The 18,744-nt window shown below is 71.0% G+C and carries 18 protein-coding genes and 1 pseudogene; 4 read left to right on the top strand and 15 right to left on the bottom strand.

Annotated elements, in window-relative coordinates:
• Positions 1–219: 219 nt before the first annotated feature.
• The 5 genes from ACSMXV_RS32755 to ACSMXV_RS32735 form a co-directional block, all read right to left on the bottom strand.
• The gene (locus tag ACSMXV_RS32755; RefSeq protein WP_473174748.1) at positions 220–1,428 is read right to left on the bottom strand and encodes an LLM class flavin-dependent oxidoreductase; all 1,209 of its coding nucleotides are present in this window, start codon (positions 1,426–1,428) and stop codon (positions 220–222) included.
• Positions 1,429–1,431: 3 nt separating this feature from the next.
• Positions 1,432–2,469, bottom strand: a complete 1,038-nt coding sequence (locus ACSMXV_RS32750) for an ABC transporter substrate-binding protein (RefSeq protein WP_473174747.1) — start codon at positions 2,467–2,469, stop codon at positions 1,432–1,434.
• A gap of 111 nt (positions 2,470–2,580) precedes the next feature.
• Positions 2,581–3,444: an ABC transporter ATP-binding protein gene (locus tag ACSMXV_RS32745; protein ID WP_473174746.1), complete on the bottom strand. Its 864-nt coding sequence runs from the start codon at positions 3,442–3,444 to the stop codon at positions 2,581–2,583.
• Entirely contained in the window at positions 3,417–4,289 is an 873-nt protein-coding gene (locus ACSMXV_RS32740) for an ABC transporter permease (RefSeq protein WP_473174745.1), read from the bottom strand. The genes ACSMXV_RS32745 and ACSMXV_RS32740 overlap by 28 nt, the downstream gene beginning before the upstream one ends.
• A gap of 262 nt (positions 4,290–4,551) precedes the next feature.
• Positions 4,552–4,635 (bottom strand): putative leader peptide, encoded by an 84-nt coding sequence (locus ACSMXV_RS32735; protein ID WP_473179129.1) that lies wholly within the window; start codon positions 4,633–4,635, stop codon positions 4,552–4,554.
• Between the two features lie 237 nt (positions 4,636–4,872).
• On the opposite strand from ACSMXV_RS32735, the gene ACSMXV_RS32730 reads away from it, so the two are divergent.
• On the top strand, positions 4,873–5,328 hold the full coding sequence (locus ACSMXV_RS32730; protein WP_473174744.1) for a DUF6098 family protein: 456 nt from the start codon (positions 4,873–4,875) through the stop codon (positions 5,326–5,328).
• 75 nt (positions 5,329–5,403) lie between these two features.
• On the opposite strand, the gene ACSMXV_RS32725 is transcribed toward ACSMXV_RS32730, so the two are convergent.
• The 7 genes and pseudogenes from ACSMXV_RS32725 to ACSMXV_RS32695 form a co-directional block, all read right to left on the bottom strand.
• Positions 5,404–5,631 carry a DUF6480 family protein gene (locus ACSMXV_RS32725; protein WP_473174743.1) on the bottom strand — a complete coding sequence of 76 codons (228 nt, stop codon included), beginning with the start codon at positions 5,629–5,631 and terminating at the stop codon, positions 5,404–5,406.
• A 26-nt stretch (positions 5,632–5,657) separates the two neighbouring features.
• Positions 5,658–5,830: pseudogene (locus ACSMXV_RS32720) on the bottom strand (LLM class F420-dependent oxidoreductase); the annotation flags it as partial.
• Between the two features lie 77 nt (positions 5,831–5,907).
• Positions 5,908–6,126: a DUF5133 domain-containing protein gene (locus ACSMXV_RS32715; RefSeq protein WP_473174742.1), complete on the bottom strand. Its 219-nt coding sequence runs from the start codon at positions 6,124–6,126 to the stop codon at positions 5,908–5,910.
• Between the two features lie 435 nt (positions 6,127–6,561).
• A complete protein-coding gene (gene ligD / locus ACSMXV_RS32710) occupies positions 6,562–7,623 on the bottom strand; it encodes a non-homologous end-joining DNA ligase (protein ID WP_473174741.1) in 1,062 nt (353 codons plus the stop codon).
• A gap of 17 nt (positions 7,624–7,640) precedes the next feature.
• Positions 7,641–8,360, bottom strand: coding sequence for a DNA polymerase ligase N-terminal domain-containing protein (locus ACSMXV_RS32705; RefSeq protein ID WP_473174740.1), 720 nt, complete (start codon positions 8,358–8,360; stop codon positions 7,641–7,643).
• Between the two features lie 82 nt (positions 8,361–8,442).
• Positions 8,443–8,667 (bottom strand): hypothetical protein, encoded by a 225-nt coding sequence (locus ACSMXV_RS32700; RefSeq protein ID WP_473174739.1) that lies wholly within the window; start codon positions 8,665–8,667, stop codon positions 8,443–8,445.
• Positions 8,668–9,081: 414 nt separating this feature from the next.
• Complete coding sequence (locus ACSMXV_RS32695) at positions 9,082–9,618, bottom strand: type 1 glutamine amidotransferase domain-containing protein (RefSeq protein ID WP_473174738.1); 537 nt, start codon at positions 9,616–9,618, stop codon at positions 9,082–9,084.
• Between the two features lie 220 nt (positions 9,619–9,838).
• Between ACSMXV_RS32695 and ACSMXV_RS32690 the strand changes: the two genes are divergently transcribed.
• Complete coding sequence (locus tag ACSMXV_RS32690; RefSeq protein WP_181662640.1) at positions 9,839–10,051, top strand: DUF6381 family protein; 213 nt, start codon at positions 9,839–9,841, stop codon at positions 10,049–10,051.
• 581 nt (positions 10,052–10,632) lie between these two features.
• Positions 10,633–13,419, top strand: a complete 2,787-nt coding sequence (locus ACSMXV_RS32685; RefSeq protein ID WP_473174737.1) for a SpoIIE family protein phosphatase — start codon at positions 10,633–10,635, stop codon at positions 13,417–13,419.
• 18 nt (positions 13,420–13,437) lie between these two features.
• Here ACSMXV_RS32685 and ACSMXV_RS32680 read toward each other — a convergent pair whose 3' ends face one another.
• Positions 13,438–16,347, bottom strand: a complete 2,910-nt coding sequence (locus tag ACSMXV_RS32680) for a HAMP domain-containing protein (protein ID WP_473174736.1) — start codon at positions 16,345–16,347, stop codon at positions 13,438–13,440.
• A gap of 319 nt (positions 16,348–16,666) precedes the next feature.
• On the opposite strand from ACSMXV_RS32680, the gene ACSMXV_RS32675 reads away from it, so the two are divergent.
• Complete coding sequence (locus ACSMXV_RS32675) at positions 16,667–17,689, top strand: SigB/SigF/SigG family RNA polymerase sigma factor (protein WP_473174735.1); 1,023 nt, start codon at positions 16,667–16,669, stop codon at positions 17,687–17,689.
• Here the strand turns inward: ACSMXV_RS32675 and ACSMXV_RS32670 are convergent.
• Together ACSMXV_RS32670 and ACSMXV_RS32665 are read right to left on the bottom strand one after the other, a co-directional pair.
• On the bottom strand, positions 17,643–18,110 hold the full coding sequence (locus ACSMXV_RS32670; protein WP_181662636.1) for an ATP-binding protein: 468 nt from the start codon (positions 18,108–18,110) through the stop codon (positions 17,643–17,645). The genes ACSMXV_RS32675 and ACSMXV_RS32670 overlap by 47 nt on opposite strands.
• Before the next feature lie 97 nt (positions 18,111–18,207).
• On the bottom strand, positions 18,208–18,567 hold the full coding sequence (locus ACSMXV_RS32665) for an STAS domain-containing protein (RefSeq protein ID WP_473174734.1): 360 nt from the start codon (positions 18,565–18,567) through the stop codon (positions 18,208–18,210).
• Positions 18,568–18,744 lie beyond the last annotated feature (177 nt).

Here is an 18,744-nt window from a genome sequence, read left to right as displayed (position 1 = left end):
GAGGGTGCCCAACGTCGCCTGGGCGCCGGGCGTGCATGTGACATGCCTGCCACAGGATCACTACGGATCGCTAATCCGACTGGTGAGCCTGCCGACAAGCCGCCCAAGCCCTCGGCTCAGCCGAGCCGCCCAGCCCTCGGTTCACCTGTGCCGCGCGGGCCCTCTGATCAGCCGAGCCGCACCGGCCCTCGGTTCGGCTGCGCCGCACGGGCCTCCGGTTCAGCGCCCCCCGGCGACCAGCAGCGGCGCCCTGCCTGGGGCCGTTCCCGGCCGGCCGTTCGCCGCCGGGCCTGCGGACAGCGGGGTGGCCGGGATGCGCGGCAGCAGACCGCGCGTCGCCAGATCGGGGATCACGCCCTCGCCGAACCAGTACGCCTCCTCCAGGTGCGGATAGCCGGAGAGGACGAAGTGCTCGATGCCGAGCGCGTGGTACTCCTCGATCCGGTCGGCGACCTCGGCGTGGCTGCCGACGAGGGCGGTACCGGCGCCGCCTCGTACGAGACCGACGCCCGCCCACAGGTTCGGCGAGATCTCCAGCTTGTCGCGGGAGCCTCCGTGCAGCGCGAGCATGCGCTGCTGGCCCACCGACTCGCTGCGGCCGAGGGCCTGTTGCGCTGCCGCGACGGTGTCCGCGTCGAGGTCGTCGAGCAGCCGGTTCGCGGTCGCCCAGGCCTCGGCGGAGGAATCGCGGGAGATCGTATGCAGCCGGATACCGAACCGGACCGTGCGGCCCTCCTGTTCGGCGAGCCCGCGGATCCAGTCGATCTTCTGCTTCACCTGCTCCGGCGGCTCGCCCCACGTCAGATACACGTCGCTGTGGCGGGCCGCGACCGGTCCGGCCGCCGCGGACGAACCGCCGAAGAAGATCTCCGGCAGCGGGTCGGGGGGCAGAGCGGTGAGTCCGCCCTCGATCGTGTAGTGCTCGCCGTCGAAGTCGTACGGCTTTCCACTCCACACACCGCGTACCACCGACAGGAACTCGTCGGTGCGGGCATAACGGCGGTCGTGGTCGAGACGGTCGCCGAAGCGGCGCTGCTCGGTCGAGTCGCCGCCCGTGACGACGTTCAGCAGGAGCCGTCCACGGGTGATGCGCTGGTAGGTGGCCGCCATCTGGGCGGCCAGCACTGGCGAGATGACGCCCGGCCGGAACGCCACCAGGAACTTCAGCCGCTCCGTGTGCTGGGACAGCGCCGCCGTCGTCAGCCACGCGTCCTCGCACCAGGTGCCGGTCGGGGTGAGCACCGCCTCGAACCCGAGCTGCTCGGCGGCCTTGGCGATCTGCGTCAGATAGTCGATGTCGGGCGCGCGCACCCCGGTCACCGGGGTGACGCGGGAGCGCTTGATGCCGCCGTCGGTGTAGGCGTGCCGGTCCACGAGGGTGCGGCCGTCGCCACCCGTCGGCAGGAACCAGTGGAGATGGACGGTCATCGGTCAGGACTCCTTGTAGAGGCGGGGAGCGGTGGTGGACGGCGGCAGGTCGCCGTTGTAGCGGGTGTCGACGAAGTCCTCGAAGCTGACCTTGCGAGGAATCAGCTTGAGTTGGGTGAACGTGTCGGCGATCTCCTGCTCGGAGGTGATGGCCGCCTTGTCGACGGCGACGTAGACGCGGGTGCCGTTGGTCCGCTTCACCGAGGCGAGCGCCACGTCGGGCGCCAGCCCGGTGTCCTTCGCCCAGACCTTCGCCCACTCCTGGGGGTGCTCGTAGACCCAGTCCTGGGCGCGCCGCAGCCGCTCCAGGTAGTCGGCGATCGCAGCGGCCTTCTTCTTGTCCGCGAGTGCGGTGGGCGAGGCCACCTGGAAGCCGAGGCCGTTCACCACGCCCTCGCCGTCCGTGAGGACGCGGCCCTGCTTGGCCTGCAGCACCTGCGAGGTGTACGGGTCCCAGACCGCCCAGGCGTCCACCTTGCCGCCGGTGAACGCGGCGAGGGCGTCGGCCGGCTGCAGATACTTGACCTTGACGTCGTTCAGGCTCAGACCGGCCTCCTCAAGCGAGGCGACGAGCTGGAAGTGCGCCGAAGAACCCTGCGCCACGGCGACCGACTTGCCCTTGAGGTCCGCCGTCTTCTTCAGCGGCGAGTCGTTCGCCACGAGGATGACCTCGCCCTGGGACGTGCCGTGCGTGGCCGCGACCACCTTGATCTTCGAGCCCGCTCCGGCTGCGAAGACCGGCGGCGTGTTGCCCACGCCGCCGATGTCGACGGCCTTGGCGTTCACGGCTTCGAGAAGCGGCGGACCGGAGGTGAACGTCGACCACTTGATCTTGTAGTCGAGGTCGTCGAGTTCGCCGGCGGCACGCAGTACGGCCTCGGAACCGCCCTTCTGGTCACCGACGTTGAGCGTGAGGGACCCCTTGCCGTCGGTCCCGTCACCCGTACCGCCCGAGGAGGTGTCGGCGGACGACGAGCCGGAGCAGGCGGCGAGCAGCAGGGCGAGTGGGAGCAGCAGGGCGGGGGCGAGTCGTCGTCGCATGGGATTCCGTTCGGTTGGTACGTGAGTCAGTACGCAGGCCGGTACTGGGGACGTGGGTGAGCAGGAGAGGGCTGAGCGGTGAGCGGTGGGCGGTGAGCGGTGCGGGAAGGGTCAGGCGGCGGAGGCGGGCGCTTCGACGCCCAGGCGTTCGAGAAGCTGTCCGCGTATCTCGGCGAAGCGCGGATCGGTGATGTCGCGCGGGCGTGGCAGATCGATGCGCGTCTCGTAGGCGATGGCGCCTTCGTCCATCACGAGGACGCGGTCGGCGAGCAGCACCGCCTCTTCGACGTCGTGGGTGACCAGCAGCACGGCGCAGCCGCGGCGCTGCCACAGTTCGTCGACGAGCCGCTGGGCCTTGATGCGGGTGAGGGCGTCCAGCGCGCCGAAGGGCTCGTCGAGCAGCAGCAGATCGGGCTCGCGCACCAGAGCGCGGGCCAGCGAGGCGCGCTGAGCCTCGCCCCCGGAGAGCGTCTTGGGCCAGGCGTCGGCGCGGTGCGAGAGGCCGACCTCCTCCAACGCCCTCTCGGCGACGGCCCGTTCGGGCTTGCCGGGCAGCCCGAGGAGCACATTGCGCCAGACCTTCTTCCAGGGCATCAGCCGCGGTGCCTGGAAGGCGACGGCCTTGCGCCGCGGGACGAGAACCGTGCCGGCGATGTCCCGGTCGAGCCCGGCGAGAATCTTCAGGAGCGTGGACTTGCCGCAGCCGCTGCGCCCCAGCAGGGCCACGAATTCGCCGGGCTGTATCTCCAGGTCGAGGAAGTCGATCACGGCGCGACCGCCGAAGGAGCGGGTCAGCTCCTCCACCCGTACGACGGCGCCGGAGGGGTCGCGTACGGGGTCCTTGGCCGGGTCGCGAAGGGCGCCGTCGTCGGCGCTCGCCGCGGAGAGCGGCTTCGCGGAGAGGGGCTTGGCGGAGAGCGGCTCGGCGGAGGCCGCCTTGGCCGGGGTCACCGGCCCGTGAACGTCGGTCGCCATTGCAGCAGCAGCCTTTCGAGAGTGCGGACGACGAAGTCGGCGAAGAGGCCGAGGAAGGCGTAGACGATCAGGCAGACCACGATCACGTCGGTCCGCAGGAAGTCGCGTGCCTGGACCATGAGGAAGCCGATTCCGGCGTCCGCGTTGATCTGCTCGGCGAAGACGAGGGCCAGCCAGGCGATGCCCAGCGAGTAGCGCAGTCCGGTCATCGCTCCGGGGAGCGCACCGGGCAGGACGACATGCCGTACGAGGCCCCAGCGGGACAGCCCGAGCGACTCCCCGGCCTCGATCAGCTGGGAGTCGACGCCGCGGATGCCCGCGTACACGTTCAGATAGAGCGGGAAGGACACGCCCAGCGTGATGATGGCGACCTTCGGCGCCTCACCGATGCCGAACCAGATGATGAACAGCGGGATGAGGCCGACGAACGGCACGGTACGGAGCATCTGGACGCTCGCGTCCACCAGGTCCTCGCCGATGCGGAACAACCCCGAGATCAGCGCCAGGGTCGTACCGACGACGGTGCCGAGCAGCAGACCGATCGCGACCCGCTGCAGCGAGACGCCCATCGCGGACGGCAGCGAGCCGTCGGTGATCAGATCCCACCCGACGCCTGCGATGGTCCCCGGCGAAGCGAGGATGTCGGACGTCAACACGCCTGCACTGCTGAGGACTTGCCACAGGACGAGGAGGAGGAGCGGGCCGGTAGGGCGGCGCAGCCAGCGGGGAACTCGGACGCGGCGGGCGGAGGAGGGGACGATGGGCTCCAGCTCGGGTGGCTCGAACCCTGATACGGGGGAAATATCCGCCGATTCTTTCCTCGGCGGAGCATGACTGACACTCATGAGTGCTCCAGGGACAGGCAGGAGGCGCAGGGGGGCTACGCGTCAGAGGCCGCTCGCACGAACCCTCCAGGCCCCTTGACGCGTCGTCGACGCGTCGTCAAAGCGTCATCCGATGACCGGTCTCGGATACGCGTGAGGTGAGGGGGCGCCGAGGGCGCGTTACGGCAACGGGGCGCAGGTGAGAGGAATGGCGACCGCCCGGGGGCCAGAGGCGTGAGCGGACAGCAGCCCGGAGGGCGAACAGCCGGAGAGTGAAAAGGCGTCAGCAGCCGAGACGACAGGCGGCGGAGGCCACCCGCAGCAGGTCGATGTGACCGCGCGTGGTGAGCATGACTGAACGCGACATGCGGTCGAAAGTAGCCAGCTCGTCTGGGCACGGTCAATGGCGTCTCGATTACTGGACTCGCCATATCGATCAATGGGATCCCACCGCGCGCCCCAGGTCTGACCGCACGGTCGTGGCCGACGGCTGGCCGCCGCGGGTGAACGGCGCGTACGGCATGCGGCCTGATGGGACTGGTGATGGGCTGGAGAGAGGACTGAGAGACGGCCGACGGAGGACTGAACGGAGGAGGCGCGCCACATGACCGGCAACAGCACGGGCGACAACCTGCCGACGGTGCAGTCCCTCGACGAACTGTGCGATCTGGTGGCCGCCCGGCATCTGTACGTGCGCTGGTCCACCGGTCCGGACCACGACCTCCAGCGCGAGAACAGCGTCGACGAACTGACCGGGGTGCCCATGCCGGGCCTGTCCGTGAACTGCCTGGTCGCTGAGGACTGGTGGGGCAGCCGCTCACTGCGCCTGTGGGTGGCCCGACGCCTGTACGACTACTCCCATCTGCGCTGGGACAAGGAGGGCGAGGTCCGGCCCTGGGTGCTGACCGGCGACCAGGTGGCCCGCGGCCCCGACAACGAGCCGCTCGTATGCAACGTCCGACCGGTGGCCTGGATCGGCCTGCAGGTGATCGACGAGGCGAAGGACGAGGTGGGGGAGGCGGCCGGGCACGACGGCCAGTGGGGGCCCATGCGGCGGTAGCTGCCGGAAGGGCCGCGTTCGGCGACCCTTCCGGCAGCTGTGTGGCGGCCACCGCCGCCGAGGCTCAACGGGGCGCTACAGCGACAGCGACACCACCATGGCGATCAGACCGACGGCGATCAGCACGGCGACGGCGAAGATCAGTACGAGGGGAACGAAACCCCATGCCTTGCGGACCTCGACCGGTTCCGGGTAGGCGATGCCGTGGATACTCTCCTCGGCCGGCGGGGTCTCCTCGGGCGGCGGGCCTCCGCCGCCCTTCTGTCCGGGCGTGAGCCGCGGATCCTGGTTGGACGTCGTCATCTCCGGTGCTCCTTTCACACCGTGCGTGCGCCTTCGCAGCTCCAGGCGTACGGGGAGTGCCCCTGCGTCTCGAGCCACGGAAAGTAGTGATCCGAGGTGACGGAGAACTCGAAACCCGCCTCCTCGGCCCTCACCACGTGCTCGACGAGCTCTCGGGGGCCTGCCTGCTCGGTCACATCGTGTATCCGAAATGCACCATGCTGGGCGAGTTCCCGGACGGGGCCCCTGGAAACGGGACGGCCCCGCCCGCCCGACACAGGCCCTATGCCCTATGCCCTATGCCTCCGCGCGCCGCGCCCGGTCGGCCAGGAGTCTGCGTGCGTGGCTCAAGGCCTGATGGGGGTCGCGGACGCCGGTGTACACGCAGACCGTGTACTGCAGGTCCTCCAGCCGACGGCGCCCCTCCGGTGTCCCGGAGGCCAGCAACAGCCCGGCGGTGAGCCTGTCGTGTTCGGCGACGAGTTCACGCAGAACGTGGAAGTCGATGAGAGGCATGAGACGCCCCTTTCTCGCCGGTGCCGGTTGGGGTCGGCACCCGCTCCCAAGATGGTGCAGCCTGTCACTGAAGTGCGCCAGCCGACTCCCGGCTGGCGCTCCGAGGCGTGTTTGACCTGGGCTTTTGACCTGGGCTTTTACTATCCCGCGGGACGCCGTGCCGCCCTGGGCGGCACGCCCCCCGGGGGTACCGGCGGGTCCCGGCCTCGTACTGGAAACAAGTGCCCACGGCGGTCGAAGCGCAATCTCGCACCGTCGGGTCGCACGTTGTGGACAGACGTTCAGCAGGGCCGGGGGCACCTCCTGGGGGCACCTCCCGGACGGAGTCTGGGGGAGGTAGCTGGGGAGGGCGGGCACAACCACGACGCAGGGTGCCGCCGGCGGTCGGCCGCCAAGGCCTCCCCAGCCGGGCCGGCGGCCGGTGCGAGCCCGTCCTTACGCGGCGGGCCGTTCCCGAACCACCTCGGCCGGCGACTTGTCGGTGCGCAGGCCGAGGAAGCGCGGGTGCCGCAGCATGCCGTCGCGGGTCCACTCCGTGAACGCGATCTGCGCGACCAGCCTCGGCTCGACCCAGTGCACGGCGCGCTCGCGCACCGGATCACTGAACGGCGAACGTGAGGTGGCCAGTTCGTCGAGACGCGCGCGTACGTCGAGGAGGGTTCTGCGGTCGTAACCGGTGCCGACCTTGCCTGCATGGCGCAGGCGCCGCTGCGCGTCGTAGTAACCGATCAGCAGGGCCCCGAACCCTACGCGCGTGCCTGCCGGGTCGGTGAACCCGCCGATCACGAACTCCTGGCCCTGGGCGCACTTGAGCTTGAGCCAGTCCGTGGACCGGCTGGGCACATACGGGCCGTCCGCACGCTTGGCGATCAGGCCCTCCCAGCCGCGGCCGCAGGCGTCGGCCAGCAGGTCCGCGCCGTCCACGCCGTTCTGGTTGCGATGGGGGGTGAACCGCAGTGGGGGCTGGAAGGTGAGCGCCCGCCGCAGCAAGGACTTGCGGGTGCGCAGGGGCAGGCGCCGGGTGTCGGTTCCGTCGAGCCGCAGCAGGTCGAAGACGAAGTAGGTCACCGCGACGCCGGTGGCCTCGATCTGGCGCCGGTTGGTGAGCTGCATCCGTTTCTGGAGGCGCGCGAAGTCCGTGCGGCCGTGGTCGAACGCCACGATCTCGCCGTCGACGGTGAAGTCCGTGCGCTCCTGCGCGGCGAGCGCCTCGGCGACCTCGGGGTAGGTGGCGTTGAGGCGCCTGCCGGTCCGGGAGAGCAGGGTGATGCGGCCCTCCTCTCGTACGGCGAGGAGGCGCACGCCGTCCAGCTTCCGCTCGAAGACCCAGCGGCCTCCCGGGAAGTCCCGGCGGTCGCTGAGCGTGGCCAGCATGGGGCGGGCGGCGAGTTCCGCACCGGGGCGCGCCTCCGCCAGGAGTCGGCGCTGGTCGGCGGGCACGGTGTCCAGGAGGTCGTTCTGGTTGCCCTGGTCGCTCTGGTCGCTCTGATCACTCATTGGTCGCCCACGGTCGCTCATGTGCGGCGGCTTCGGCGGGGGTTGGCCACGCCCCGGGTGCGTACCGTGCCGGGCTGATCAGCCTCCTTCGGCGCGTGGCCCACCGGGAACTCATCCGGCTCGTCGGACTCGGCGACCTGGCGCAGCGTACGGCCGGTCAGGGCCGAGCGGGCACGGCGCGGCGCCGATGTGCCGTGTTCGCCGTGGTGGGCCCGCTCGTCGTCGGTCTTCACCAGCAGCCATGCCTCGTCGTCCGGGTCCCCGTCGCCGCCGCGGAAGCGGGTGAGCGCGTATCCGCCGTGCAGTTTCTCGCCGTCCAGCCAGAAGGTGACATGGCCGCGCCGCAGAGCCTCGTCGAACGGCACGGGCCGGCCGCGGCGGTCATGGCTGAGCGGCCGGTACGTGCCCCGGTCCCACACGATGACGGTGCCGCCCCCGTACTCGCCCTTCGGGATCACGCCCTCGAAATCGAGATACTCCAACGGATGGTCCTCGGTGGGCACCGCGAGCCGCTTGTCCTCCGGGTCGCTGGAGGGCCCTTTCGGCACCGACCACGACTTGAGCACACCGTCCGCCTCGAGCCGGAAGTCGAAGTGCATCCGTCTCGCGTCGTGGATCTGGACCACGAAGCGGGCCCGTTCGCCGCCCTGCTGCCGGGCGGCGTCCCCGCGCGGCTCCTTGGTCCGGCCGAAGTGACGCTTGGCGCGGTAGGTCTTCAGCGCGTCGTTGTCGCCCACGCCTGGCTCCTTTCCGGCGCCCACGCCTGGCTCCTTTCCGGCGCCCGCGCGGTCCGTACGGGACGCCGGTCCGGCCACGCGGTCACTGCGGCCGCGACGACTCGTCCGGGTTCGAGGGGTGCCCCTCGGCCGTGTTCTTGTTGGCCTGCCGGCTCGGGGTGATCGGGTCGCCGGACCCGCCGCCGGCGGGCGCCGTGTCGGTGTCCTCCTCGTGAGCGGTCTGCTCGACCTCCTCGAGGAACTCCTCCGTGGCGGTCCGGGTCGCTGCCTTCTTGCGCCTCGCGGGGCGCTGCGGAGTCTTGCGCATCGCCGCCGGGTACCCAGGCCGGGGCGGGGCAGGCCTGGGCGGCCCCCGACGCGATGCGACTGCTACACATGCAGACACATGCAGATTGCAGATCGCCGAGGCGCAGGTGTGTGGTCACGCGGGTCTCTGGTCAGTCGGGCGGTTCGGGGACCGGTTCCTCGTTCGGTCCCGTGTGCGGACCGGGTCCCGGATCGGGCGGCGGGTGTTCGTCCGGGGGCGCACGGTCGGGAAGTTCCGGACCGGGCGGCTCCGGGTCGTGTGGGATCGGTTCCGGCTGGGTGGGGACGGGGCCTGGACCCTCGCGGCGGCGGTTCGCCATGGCTGCTGCTCCTTCCTGTCACTCCTGTCTTTCTGTCACTCCTGCCCCCGTGTCGTACCGCTGCACTGGGCCTGACACGGGCCCGGTGCCGGCGGTCAGCCGCCGCCGAACTCCTGGGTGAAGGTCGTGCAGAACGCCTTGAGATCGTCCGGCTTACGGCTGGTGATCAGCTTGGCCGGCCCGGCGTCGCAGACCTTGACCTCGTCGTCGACCCAGGTGGCACCGGCGTTGCGGATGTCGGTCCGCAGGCTGGGCCAGGACGTCACCGTCCTGCCGCGCAGGACGTCGGCCTCGACCAGGGTCCAGGGCGCGTGACAGATGGCCGCGACGGGCTTGCCCGCCTCCACGAAGCCCTTCACGAAGGCCACGGCCTTGGGGTCCATCCGCAGGAAGTCGGGGTTGGCGACGCCGCCCGGCAGTACGAGTCCGTCGAAGTCCTCCACAGCACTGTCGGCGACCGTCTGGTCCACCGGGAACGTGTCGCCCTTGTCGAGGTGGTGGAAGGCCTGGATCTTTCCGGACCTGGTCGAGATCAGCTTCGGCGTGCCTCCGGCGTCGATGACGGCCTGCCACGGTTCGGTCAGCTCGATCTGCTCGACACCTTCGGGGGCCATGAGAAATGCGACCTTCACGGTCATCCCACCTTTACGTACCTATTCCGGCCTATTACCCAATTGCGGCCTATTGCACTTATTGCATACGTGCAGGGCCTATACGTCCGGGTGTACCCGGACCGATTTCCCCTGGGCAGGCCTTTCACACGGGCGCTTCACACAGGCGCTTCACACAGGCGTTTGTGCCAGGGGCGCGGGGGCAGCCGCCCACTGACCGCACCACGTCGAAGGACCCGTCATGAACGGCCAGTCAGAGTCCGCACGCGTCCGCGCAGAGCACCTGCGTGACAAGGCCGAGCAGCTGATGCAGCGGGCGCAGCGCTCGACCGACCCCGCGGAGGCCGAGCGCCTGCGCCACGAGGCGAAGAAGCTGCAGGACCAGAGCGAGCCCGCCCTGCGCCACGAACCGGAGCAGGAAATCGGTGACGTCCGCGAGGAGTATCCGGAGTAGGCGGCCTGAACCTGATCCGGAGGGTTGGTACCGGACCGTCCGTGTTCCTCGTCCGTGTTCCTACTGCGCCCTCACGCGTCCGGTGGCCGCGGTGGTCCCGGACGAGGCCGGGGCTCGGGGCCCGGATCGGGCCGCGGGTCGGGCCGCGGGCCCGGACCCGGCTTCGGCCCCGGCTCGTCGGGGCGCGGGCCCGGCCGCGGGACGGGCGAGATGTCGGGGTCCGGCGGGACTGCGCCGGTCATGGGCTGCTGCCTCCCTCCGCACCGGATGCGCCAGGAGTACGCGGCAACGCGCCCCCGAGCGCGTACCGGCGCGCCCGTTCCGGGCCACAGGTGTAGCCAGCTGCTTATGCACCGGCCCGCTGCGACCCTTCGTCCCTGCCGCTGCCCCGGCGGAGGCCGCTCAATCATCGGGCACTGCTGTGCGAGGGGCACTGCTGTGCGAGGGGCACTGCTGTGCGAGGGGCACTGCTGTGCGAGGGGCACTGCTGTGCGAGCCGGGGCCGAGTAGAATCCGAGGCGCCCGGCTGGAGCGACCGAGGTGCCCACGGCCCTCCCGAAAAGCCGGAAGCCGGAGAAATCATGATCCCTCCCGTTCGCGAGCAGGGGCCGTCCCGAGGGCCTGATGCGGGACGGGACGATCTGGCCGCGGCCGTCACCGCTCTCACCGCCGAGGTGAACGCCCTCCGCGCCGAGCTCGCGCGCCGCCATCTGCTGGACCTGGCGGCCGGCATCCTCGTGGCCCAGCTGGCCCTGTCCCCGTCGGACGCCACCGACCATCTGTCGCGGCTCGCAGGATCGGCAGGTCTGAGCCTGGATGACCTGGCAGCGGATGTCGTCAACGCCGCAGCGGGAACGGTGGTCGCCGGGCACCCCGACGCCACCATTGCCGGGGCTGAACACGACTACGGGGGCGAGGCGACAGGGGGCGCGGCGGGCGACCGCGCGGACGTACCTTCCGGTGCCGCACCGGACGCGCAGGCAGGGGGCAGCGCAGCGGCACCGGACGGCCGCGGAACTCGTGCGACGTCCGGCGGTCCCGGCACAGAAGAGCACGGGCGCGAACCGCGCAGGGCTGACGACGGCCGCCGACCGGGCAGGCCCGCGGGCACTGCGGGGCCACGCACCGCCGCCGGCGCTCGCGAAGACGACGGTCCCCGACCGGCCATACCGCCGGACACCAGCGGACCACGCACCGCCGCCCGCGCTCGCGAAGACGACGGTCCCCGACCAGGCAGACCGCCGGACACCAGCGGACCACGCACCGCCGCCCGCGCTCGCGAAGACGACGGTCCCCGACCAGGCAGACCGCCGGACACCAGCGGACCACGCACCGCCGAAGGCGTTCACGAAGCCGTCACCGTTCGCGAAACCGCCGCCGCGACGGCCGGCGGCAGCCGGGGCCGCGACGCCGCGCGGCGGGTGCGGCAGGCCGCTGCTGTGGCGGAGACGCAGGACCGTATCGCCGCCGTGGCGGACTCCCTGCTGGACGGCGGGCTGCGGCCACTCGGTGTGCAGGCCGTGTGGCTGTGGCGTCGTACCGCGAGTGGCTGTCTGCAACTGGTGGGGCACGCGGGGGTCAGCCCGCTGGAGGCCTCGCACTGGCGGTGGCTCCCTCCGGAGGCGTCGGGGCCGCTGCACCGGGCGCTGGCTGCGGGCGCGCCGGCCTGGCTGCCCGACGGCCCGCCGGACGGCGAGCGCCTCCCGGGGCCGGACCGGAACGCGGCCCGGGCCGTCGTACCGCTACGACGGGCGGGACTGACAGCCGGGCTTGCGCTGGCGATCTGGCCCGGTCCCGCCGAGCTGGACGAGACGGTGTGCAGGGCGCTCACCGGTCTGCTGGAGCCCGCCGCGCGGCTGCTCGATCTGGCCGGCCCCGACCCCGACGACCCGCCTGTCCTCGGCGGTCTCCTCGATCTGCTGACCCATCCGGCGATGGTGCTGCGCACCGAGCCCGACACCTCGGACGTCATCGTCGAGCATCTCAACGAGGCGGCGCTGTGCAGCACCGACTTGGTGCCGGACCCGGCCGGTCGGCCGTTGGCGCAGGTCTTCCCGTCCGTCCACGCCGATCTGGTACGGCTGATCGCGGACGCCCGCGCGCACGCGGTCCCGCAGCGCGCGGTCCGGCTGCCGGCCGGGCACCGGCCGAGCGTCCCGGCGCCCCTGCTCGACGTGCGGATCCTGCTGCTGTCCGCCGACCGCGCGCTCGTGCTCTGGCATGTCTCCACGGACCCGGGTCCCGCGGTCGTACGGGTCGCACGGCGGCTGGAGAACGTCGCGACGTTCGAGGACGACCTCACCACCGGCGAGTCCCGGTGGAGCGACCAGGCGTACACGATCTTCGGCGTGGCGCGGGGCGGCCCCCCGCTCCCGCTGCGGCAGCTGGGCGAACGGCTGCATCCCCAGGACGCGGTACGTCTGGAGGAGCTGCTGCTGTCGCTGACGGGGCGCCAGGAGGGGGCGCACACCGTCGTACGGGTGATCCGCGACGACGGCGCGCTGCGGCATGTGCGGATCGCCGCCGAGCCCCTCCTGACGTGCGGCGTGCTCACGGGTATCACCGGCATCTACCAGGACGTCTCCGCACAGCACCACACCGAGGTCGCGCTGAACGCCACCTTCGACCAGCTGACGACCGTGCAGGCGCAGGCGGCGATCCGCCGCCGGCTGGTGCTGGAGCTGCAGCAGGCCATCGTCCCGGAGGTCCCGACGTTCCATAAGCTGCCGGGCCTGCAGGTCGCCGCGCGGTACCGGCCGGCGGCCGAGGAGTACCAGGTGGGCGGCGACTGGTACGACGTGATGCCGCTGGAGAGCGGCGGAGTACTGATGGCGGTCGGGGACATCGCGGGGCACGGCATCGATGCCGCGACCGGCATGGTCGCGCTGCGCAACGCACTGCGCGGGCTGGCCGTCACCGGGCACTCCCCCGGCCGGCTGATGGCGTGGCTGAACGAGGTCACGCTGCACTCCGACGGGCAGCCCACCGCCACGGCGGTGTGCGCGCTGTACGACCCGGACACGCGCTCGCTGCGCTGGGCGAGCGCGGGCCATCTGCCGCTGCTCCTGCTGCGCGAGGGGCATGCGGAGCTGCTGGATCCGCCGCGGAACATCCTGCTGGGCGCGGTACCCGGCGCCGAGTACCAGGAGACGGTGACGCCGCTGCTCCCCGGGGACACGCTGGTGCTCTACACGGACGGGTTCATCGAGTCGCACCACATGGGGCTCGACCAGAGCCTGGCGCTGCTGCGTCACGAGGCCGAGCGGCTGGGCCCGGGCGAGATCGACGAGCAGGCCGACCGGCTGCTCGGCGCCGTGACCGGCGACACGGACGACGACACCAGCCTTGTGGTGGTCCGGGTGCTGTGAGCACGACCCGTCGCCGGCTCACCGACTGAGCCGGCTCCGGATCCTCGCCAACAGATCCCCCGCGTCCACGGGCTTCGTCACATGGTCGTCCGCGCCCGCGGCCAGCGTCTTGGCCCGGTCGCCAGGCATGGCCTTGGCGGTGACCGCGATGACCGGGACGTCGACGAACCGCGGCATCCGCCGGATCGCGGCGGTCGCGGACCATCCGTCCATGCCGGGCATCATCACGTCCATGATGATCAGGTCGACGTCGTCGTGCTCGGTCAGCAGCTCGATGCCGCGTCGGCCGTCCTCGGCCTGGAGTACGCGCATACCGGCGCCTTCGAGGATCTCGGTGAGCGCGAACACGTTGCGGGGATCGTCGTCCACGACGAGGACCAGGCGTCCGGCCAGTACGTCGTCGCCGTGCTGCCTGCCCTCTGCGCGCGCCCGTCCTTCGGCGCCGCTCTCGGGGACGGCGACGGGACCGCTGCTCACCGGCAGGAACAGCGTGAAGGAGCTGCCCTCGCCGAGCGCGCTGTGCGCGGTGATCGCACCGCCGAGGAGCTGGGCCACCTCCCGGCTGATGGACAGGCCGAGTCCGGTACCGCCGTAGCGGCGTGCCGTCGGCCCCTCGCCCTGCTGGAAGGCGCCGAAGATGATCTCCAGATGCTCGTCGGCGATACCGATGCCGGTGTCGGTGACCCGGAACGCGATCGAGGGACGGCCGCGCAGGGCGGGCGGCAGCTCGTCGTCCGCGGCGTTCTCGACGCGCAGCTCGACCCAGCCCTGCTCGGTGAACTTGAGCGCGTTGGAGAGCAGATTGCGCAGCACCTGGCGCAGCCGCGACTCGTCGGTGGTGAGTTCGTCGGGCAGGTCCCGGGCCGTGACCACCCGGAACTCCAGGCCCCGTTCGCTGGCCACGGGCTGGAAGGCCGCCTCGACGTAGTCCAGCAGCTGGTGCAGCGGAAAAGTGGTCGGGTGGATGGCCATCTTTCCGGCCTCGACCTTCGACAGATCGAGGATGTCGTTGATCAGCTGAAGCAGGTCGGAGCCGGCGGAGTGGATCACTTCGGCGTAGTCGACCTGCTTGTCGGTGAGGTTGCCCTCGGGGTTCTGGGCGAGCAACTGGGCGAGGATCAGCAGGCTGTTGAGCGGTGTGCGCAGCTCGTGGCTCATGTTGGCCAGGAACTCCGACTTGTACATCGAGGTGCGGGAGAGCTGCTGGGCGCGCGTCTCGAGTTCCTGGCGGGCGCGTTCGATCTCGAGGTTCTTGGCCTCGATGTCGCGGTTGCGTTCCGCGAGCAGCGCCGCCTTCTCCTCGAGTTCGGCGTTGGAGCGCTGCAGCTCCTCCTGCCGGACGCTCAGTTCGGCGGTGAGCCGCTGGGAGCGCTCGAGGAGTTCGTCGGTACGGGCGTGGGCGGTGAGCGAGCTGATGTTGACGCCGAGGGTCTCGATGAACTGGTCGAGGAAGTCCCGGTGGATGTCGGTGAAGGGGTGGAGCGACCCCAACTCCAGGGCGCCGATGGCCTGGTCCTCGACGACGACGGGCAGTACGAGCAGCGCTGCGGGATCGGCGTCGCCCAGACCGGAGGAGATGGTGGCGTAGCCGGGCGGTACGTCCTCGATCGCGATCGTGCGGCGGCTCAGCGTGGCCTGGCCGACAAGGGACTGGCCCAGGCGGAAGCTGCGAGGCCCGGTGTCGGGCGCTCCGTACGAGGCGATCATGTCGAGCCGGGTGCCGTCGGCGTCCGTCTGGGCGAGGAAGAACGCGCCGTACTGGGCGGAGACCAGCGGCGGCACCTCGTCCATGATGAGCCGGGCGGCGGCGGTGACGTCGCGGGTGCCCTGGAGGAGTCCGGAGACCCGCGCGAGGTTGGTCTTGAGCCAGTCCTGCTCCTCGTTGGCGCGGGTGGTGGCGCGCAGGGACTCGACCATGGAGTTGATGTTGTCCTTGAGGTCGCCGACCTCGCCGGGTGCCTCGACCGTGATGGAGCGCGTCAGATCGCCCTGGGCGACCGCGCTGGTGACCTCGGCGATGGCACGCACCTGGCGCGTGAGGTTGCCGGCGAGTTCGTTGACGTTCTGGGTGAGCCGCCGCCAGGTGCCGGAGACGTCCTCCACCTCGGCCTGGCCGCCGAGCCTGCCCTCGCGGCCGACCTCGCGGGCGACCCGGGTGACCTCTGCGGCGAAGGACGAGAGCTGGTCGACCATCGTGTTGATGGTGGTCTTGAGCTGCAGGATCTCGCCGCGGGCGTCGACATCGATCTTGCGGCTCAGATCGCCCTGGGCGACGGCGGTGGTGACCTGGGCGATGTTGCGCACCTGGTTGGTGAGGTTGTCCGCCATGGAGTTGACGTTGTCGGTCAGGTCCTGCCAGGTGCCCGACACGCCGCGTACGGTGGCCTGTCCGCCGAGGTTGCCCTCGGTGCCGACCTCGCGGGCGACGCGGGTGACCTCCTCGGCGAACGACGACAGCTGGTCGACCATCCTGTTGATGGTCTCCTTGAGTTCGAGGATCTCGCCGCGGGCGTCCACCCGGATCTTCTGCGTCAGGTCGCCGCGGGCGACGGCCGTGGCGACCTGGGCGATCGAGCGCACCTGGGACGTCAGGTTGTCGGCCATCGTGTTGACGCCGGTGGTGAGCTCCTGCCAGACGCCGCCGGCCCTCGGCACCCGTGCATGGCCCCCGAGCAGGCCCTGTCCGCCGACCTCGCTGGCCACGCGGGTGACCTCGGACGTGACGAGGGCCAGCTGGTCGATCATGCCGTTGTAGACGCCCGCGATCTCGCCGAGGAGCCCCTCGGCATCGTCGGGCAGGCGCGTGGAGAAGTCGCCGTCACGGACCGCCGTGAGCCCGGCGAGCAGTTTGCGGAGCCCCTCTTCACTGAGCTGCACCGGCGGGCGCTCGGTGCCTTCGAAAGTGCGGACTGAGGATGACTCTTTCATCGCTGACCTCGCGCAACCGGCGTCCGGGCCAGAGGAGCCTCTCGCCGGGCGGGCGAGGGGCGGCCATGTCCCCACTGTCGCACGTCACCGTCCCACGTGGAGTGGTGCCGGACGGCTTCCTGGTCAGGCCCTCCGGACAGCCCCTGCGCCCCCTTCGACAAGCGGCCCACGACAAGCGGCAACGGCAATGAGCCGTCAGACTTGGAATAGCACGAAATGGAACAAATGCGTTAAATCGCACCAGGCGGTAAAGTGCCGTGCGGGGAGCCCGACGGTCCGCCTCAGCGGGCAGCGCCCGCCATCCGTCGAAGGAGCGCCCATGTCCCCGCTCACTCGCCCCGTCCGTACCCATGACACAGACCCCCCGGCCGAGGCCCCGCCGACAGCCCCGTCGGCGGCACCGCCGGCGGCCGTGCGCGCGGCCCTGCCCGGTCTGCCGGAGATACCGGACCTGAGGACCATCGGCGCGATGGACGCACGGGCACTGTCGTCCTCGCTCTTCAAGCGGCTCCGCACGCTGGAGGAGGGCACACCCGAGTACTCGTACGTGCGCAACACCCTCGTCGAACTGAACCTCAGCCTGGTGAAGTACGCGGCGACCCGGTTCCGCAACCGCAGGGAGTCCATGGAGGACATCGTCCAGGTCGGGACGATCGGTCTGATCAAGGCCATAGACCGCTTCGACGTGCAGCGCGAGGTCGAGTTCCGCTCCTTCGCACTGCCCACGATCGTCGGCGAGATCAAGCGTTTCTTCCGTGACACCAGCTGGGCGGTCAGGGTGCCGCGCCGGCTGCAGGAGCTGAGGATCGACATAGCCAAGGCGGTCGACACCCTGGAGCAGCAGCTGGGTCGCGCCCCCACGGCGACGGAGCTCGCCGAGGGCCTGGGCATCAGCGAGGACGAGCTCGAGGAGGGCCGCCAGGCGGCGAACGTCTACGCGGCGCGCTCGCTGGACGCCCCGGTGGAGAACGACGAGCCCAGCAGCAGGGCGACCCACCAGCTGGGCGAGGAGGACCCGGCGCTCGATGTCGTCGAATGCCTGGAGTCGCTGAAGCCGCTGATAGCCACACTTCCCGAGCGGGAGCGGCTCATCCTGTCGCTGCGGTTCTGCGACGAGCTCACCCAGTCGGAGATCGGTGCCCGGCTCGGCATCTCCCAGATGCACGTCTCCCGGCTGCTGGCCCGCACCCTGGACGTACTGCGGACGGGCCTGCTGGAGGACCCCGAACCGGAGCCAGGACCGGAGCCGGAACCGGACTCCGCCCCGGACCCGGATGAGACCACCGAGGCAGCGGTCACGCCCGCGCCCCCGGCACCCGCGACGCAGTCCGCGGCACGCTGAGCGGTGGCGCCACCTCGATCCATACGGCCTTGCCGGCTCCCCGCCGCGTGGATCCCCAGGTGCGCGCCAGCCGTTCCACCACGACGAGTCCGTTGCCGCCGGGACGTCCCGCGGGCCCCCTGGGCCGCGGACGCGGCGGGACGGGGCTGGCGTCGGTGACCTCGATACGCAGCCGTTCCGGGGTGTAGTTCAGCATCAGCTCCTGCGGCCCGCCGGCGTGCAGGCAGGCGTTGGTGACCAGCTCGGACACGAGGAGCAGGACATCGTCGACCACAGCCTGGCCGTCCTCGTCCCCTGCGGGCAGCCACCGCCAGTCCAGGAGACACGCCCGGCAGAAGTCCCGGCACCGGCCGACCACGCCCTTGGTGCCGTACAGGGCGAGCCGGCGGGTCTGCCCCTGCGCGGGGAGTCCGTCGATCATGGCGCGCTCCGTCATAGCTGCGGTCCGTCACTCCTGCCTGCGCTGCTCACTCGCCGAGCACCGTTGCTCGCCGATCTCGGTCGCTCTCCGGGCCACGTCACTCCTGCGGCCGGCCGATCAGCGCCTCGTCGAGGCTGCCGTACAACCGGAAGACAGCGCCGGCTCCGGTGATGTCGAACATGCGGGCAACCGGCGGGCGAAGGGCTGCGAGCTCCAGTCCGACGCCGGCGTCCTGCGCGTCGAGCCGCCCGTGCAGCAGGACGTTCAATCCTGTGGAGTCGCAGAACGTCATGTCCTTGCAGTCCACCACGATGCGCGTGGCGGCCGTGCTCAGGCCCTCCGTCAGTGCGTCGCGCAGTTCGCCGGCCGAGTCGTGGTCGAGCTCACCACTGACAGCCAGGACCAGGACGTCGCCCTTGACCCTGACATCGACGGTGAGGCGTGCGCCGCCGGTCACTCCACCCTCCGGCTTCCCGTCACCCCGGACATCATGCAGACTCTCCTCGTTTTGTCGGAGATGCAGTGAATAACCCCGCCTCGCGGCATTCTGCCGTGCTCCGGTCAGGACATCGGAACCACGGAAACCCGGACCAGAACGCCAGTATGAGCATGGCGGCACGCCTTGGCACATGGC

This window comes from Streptomyces sp. DSM 42067 (genome assembly GCF_055792885.1).
The sequence above is the reverse complement of the archived record's forward strand: the minus strand, read 5'-3'. Positions and strand labels throughout refer to the sequence as shown.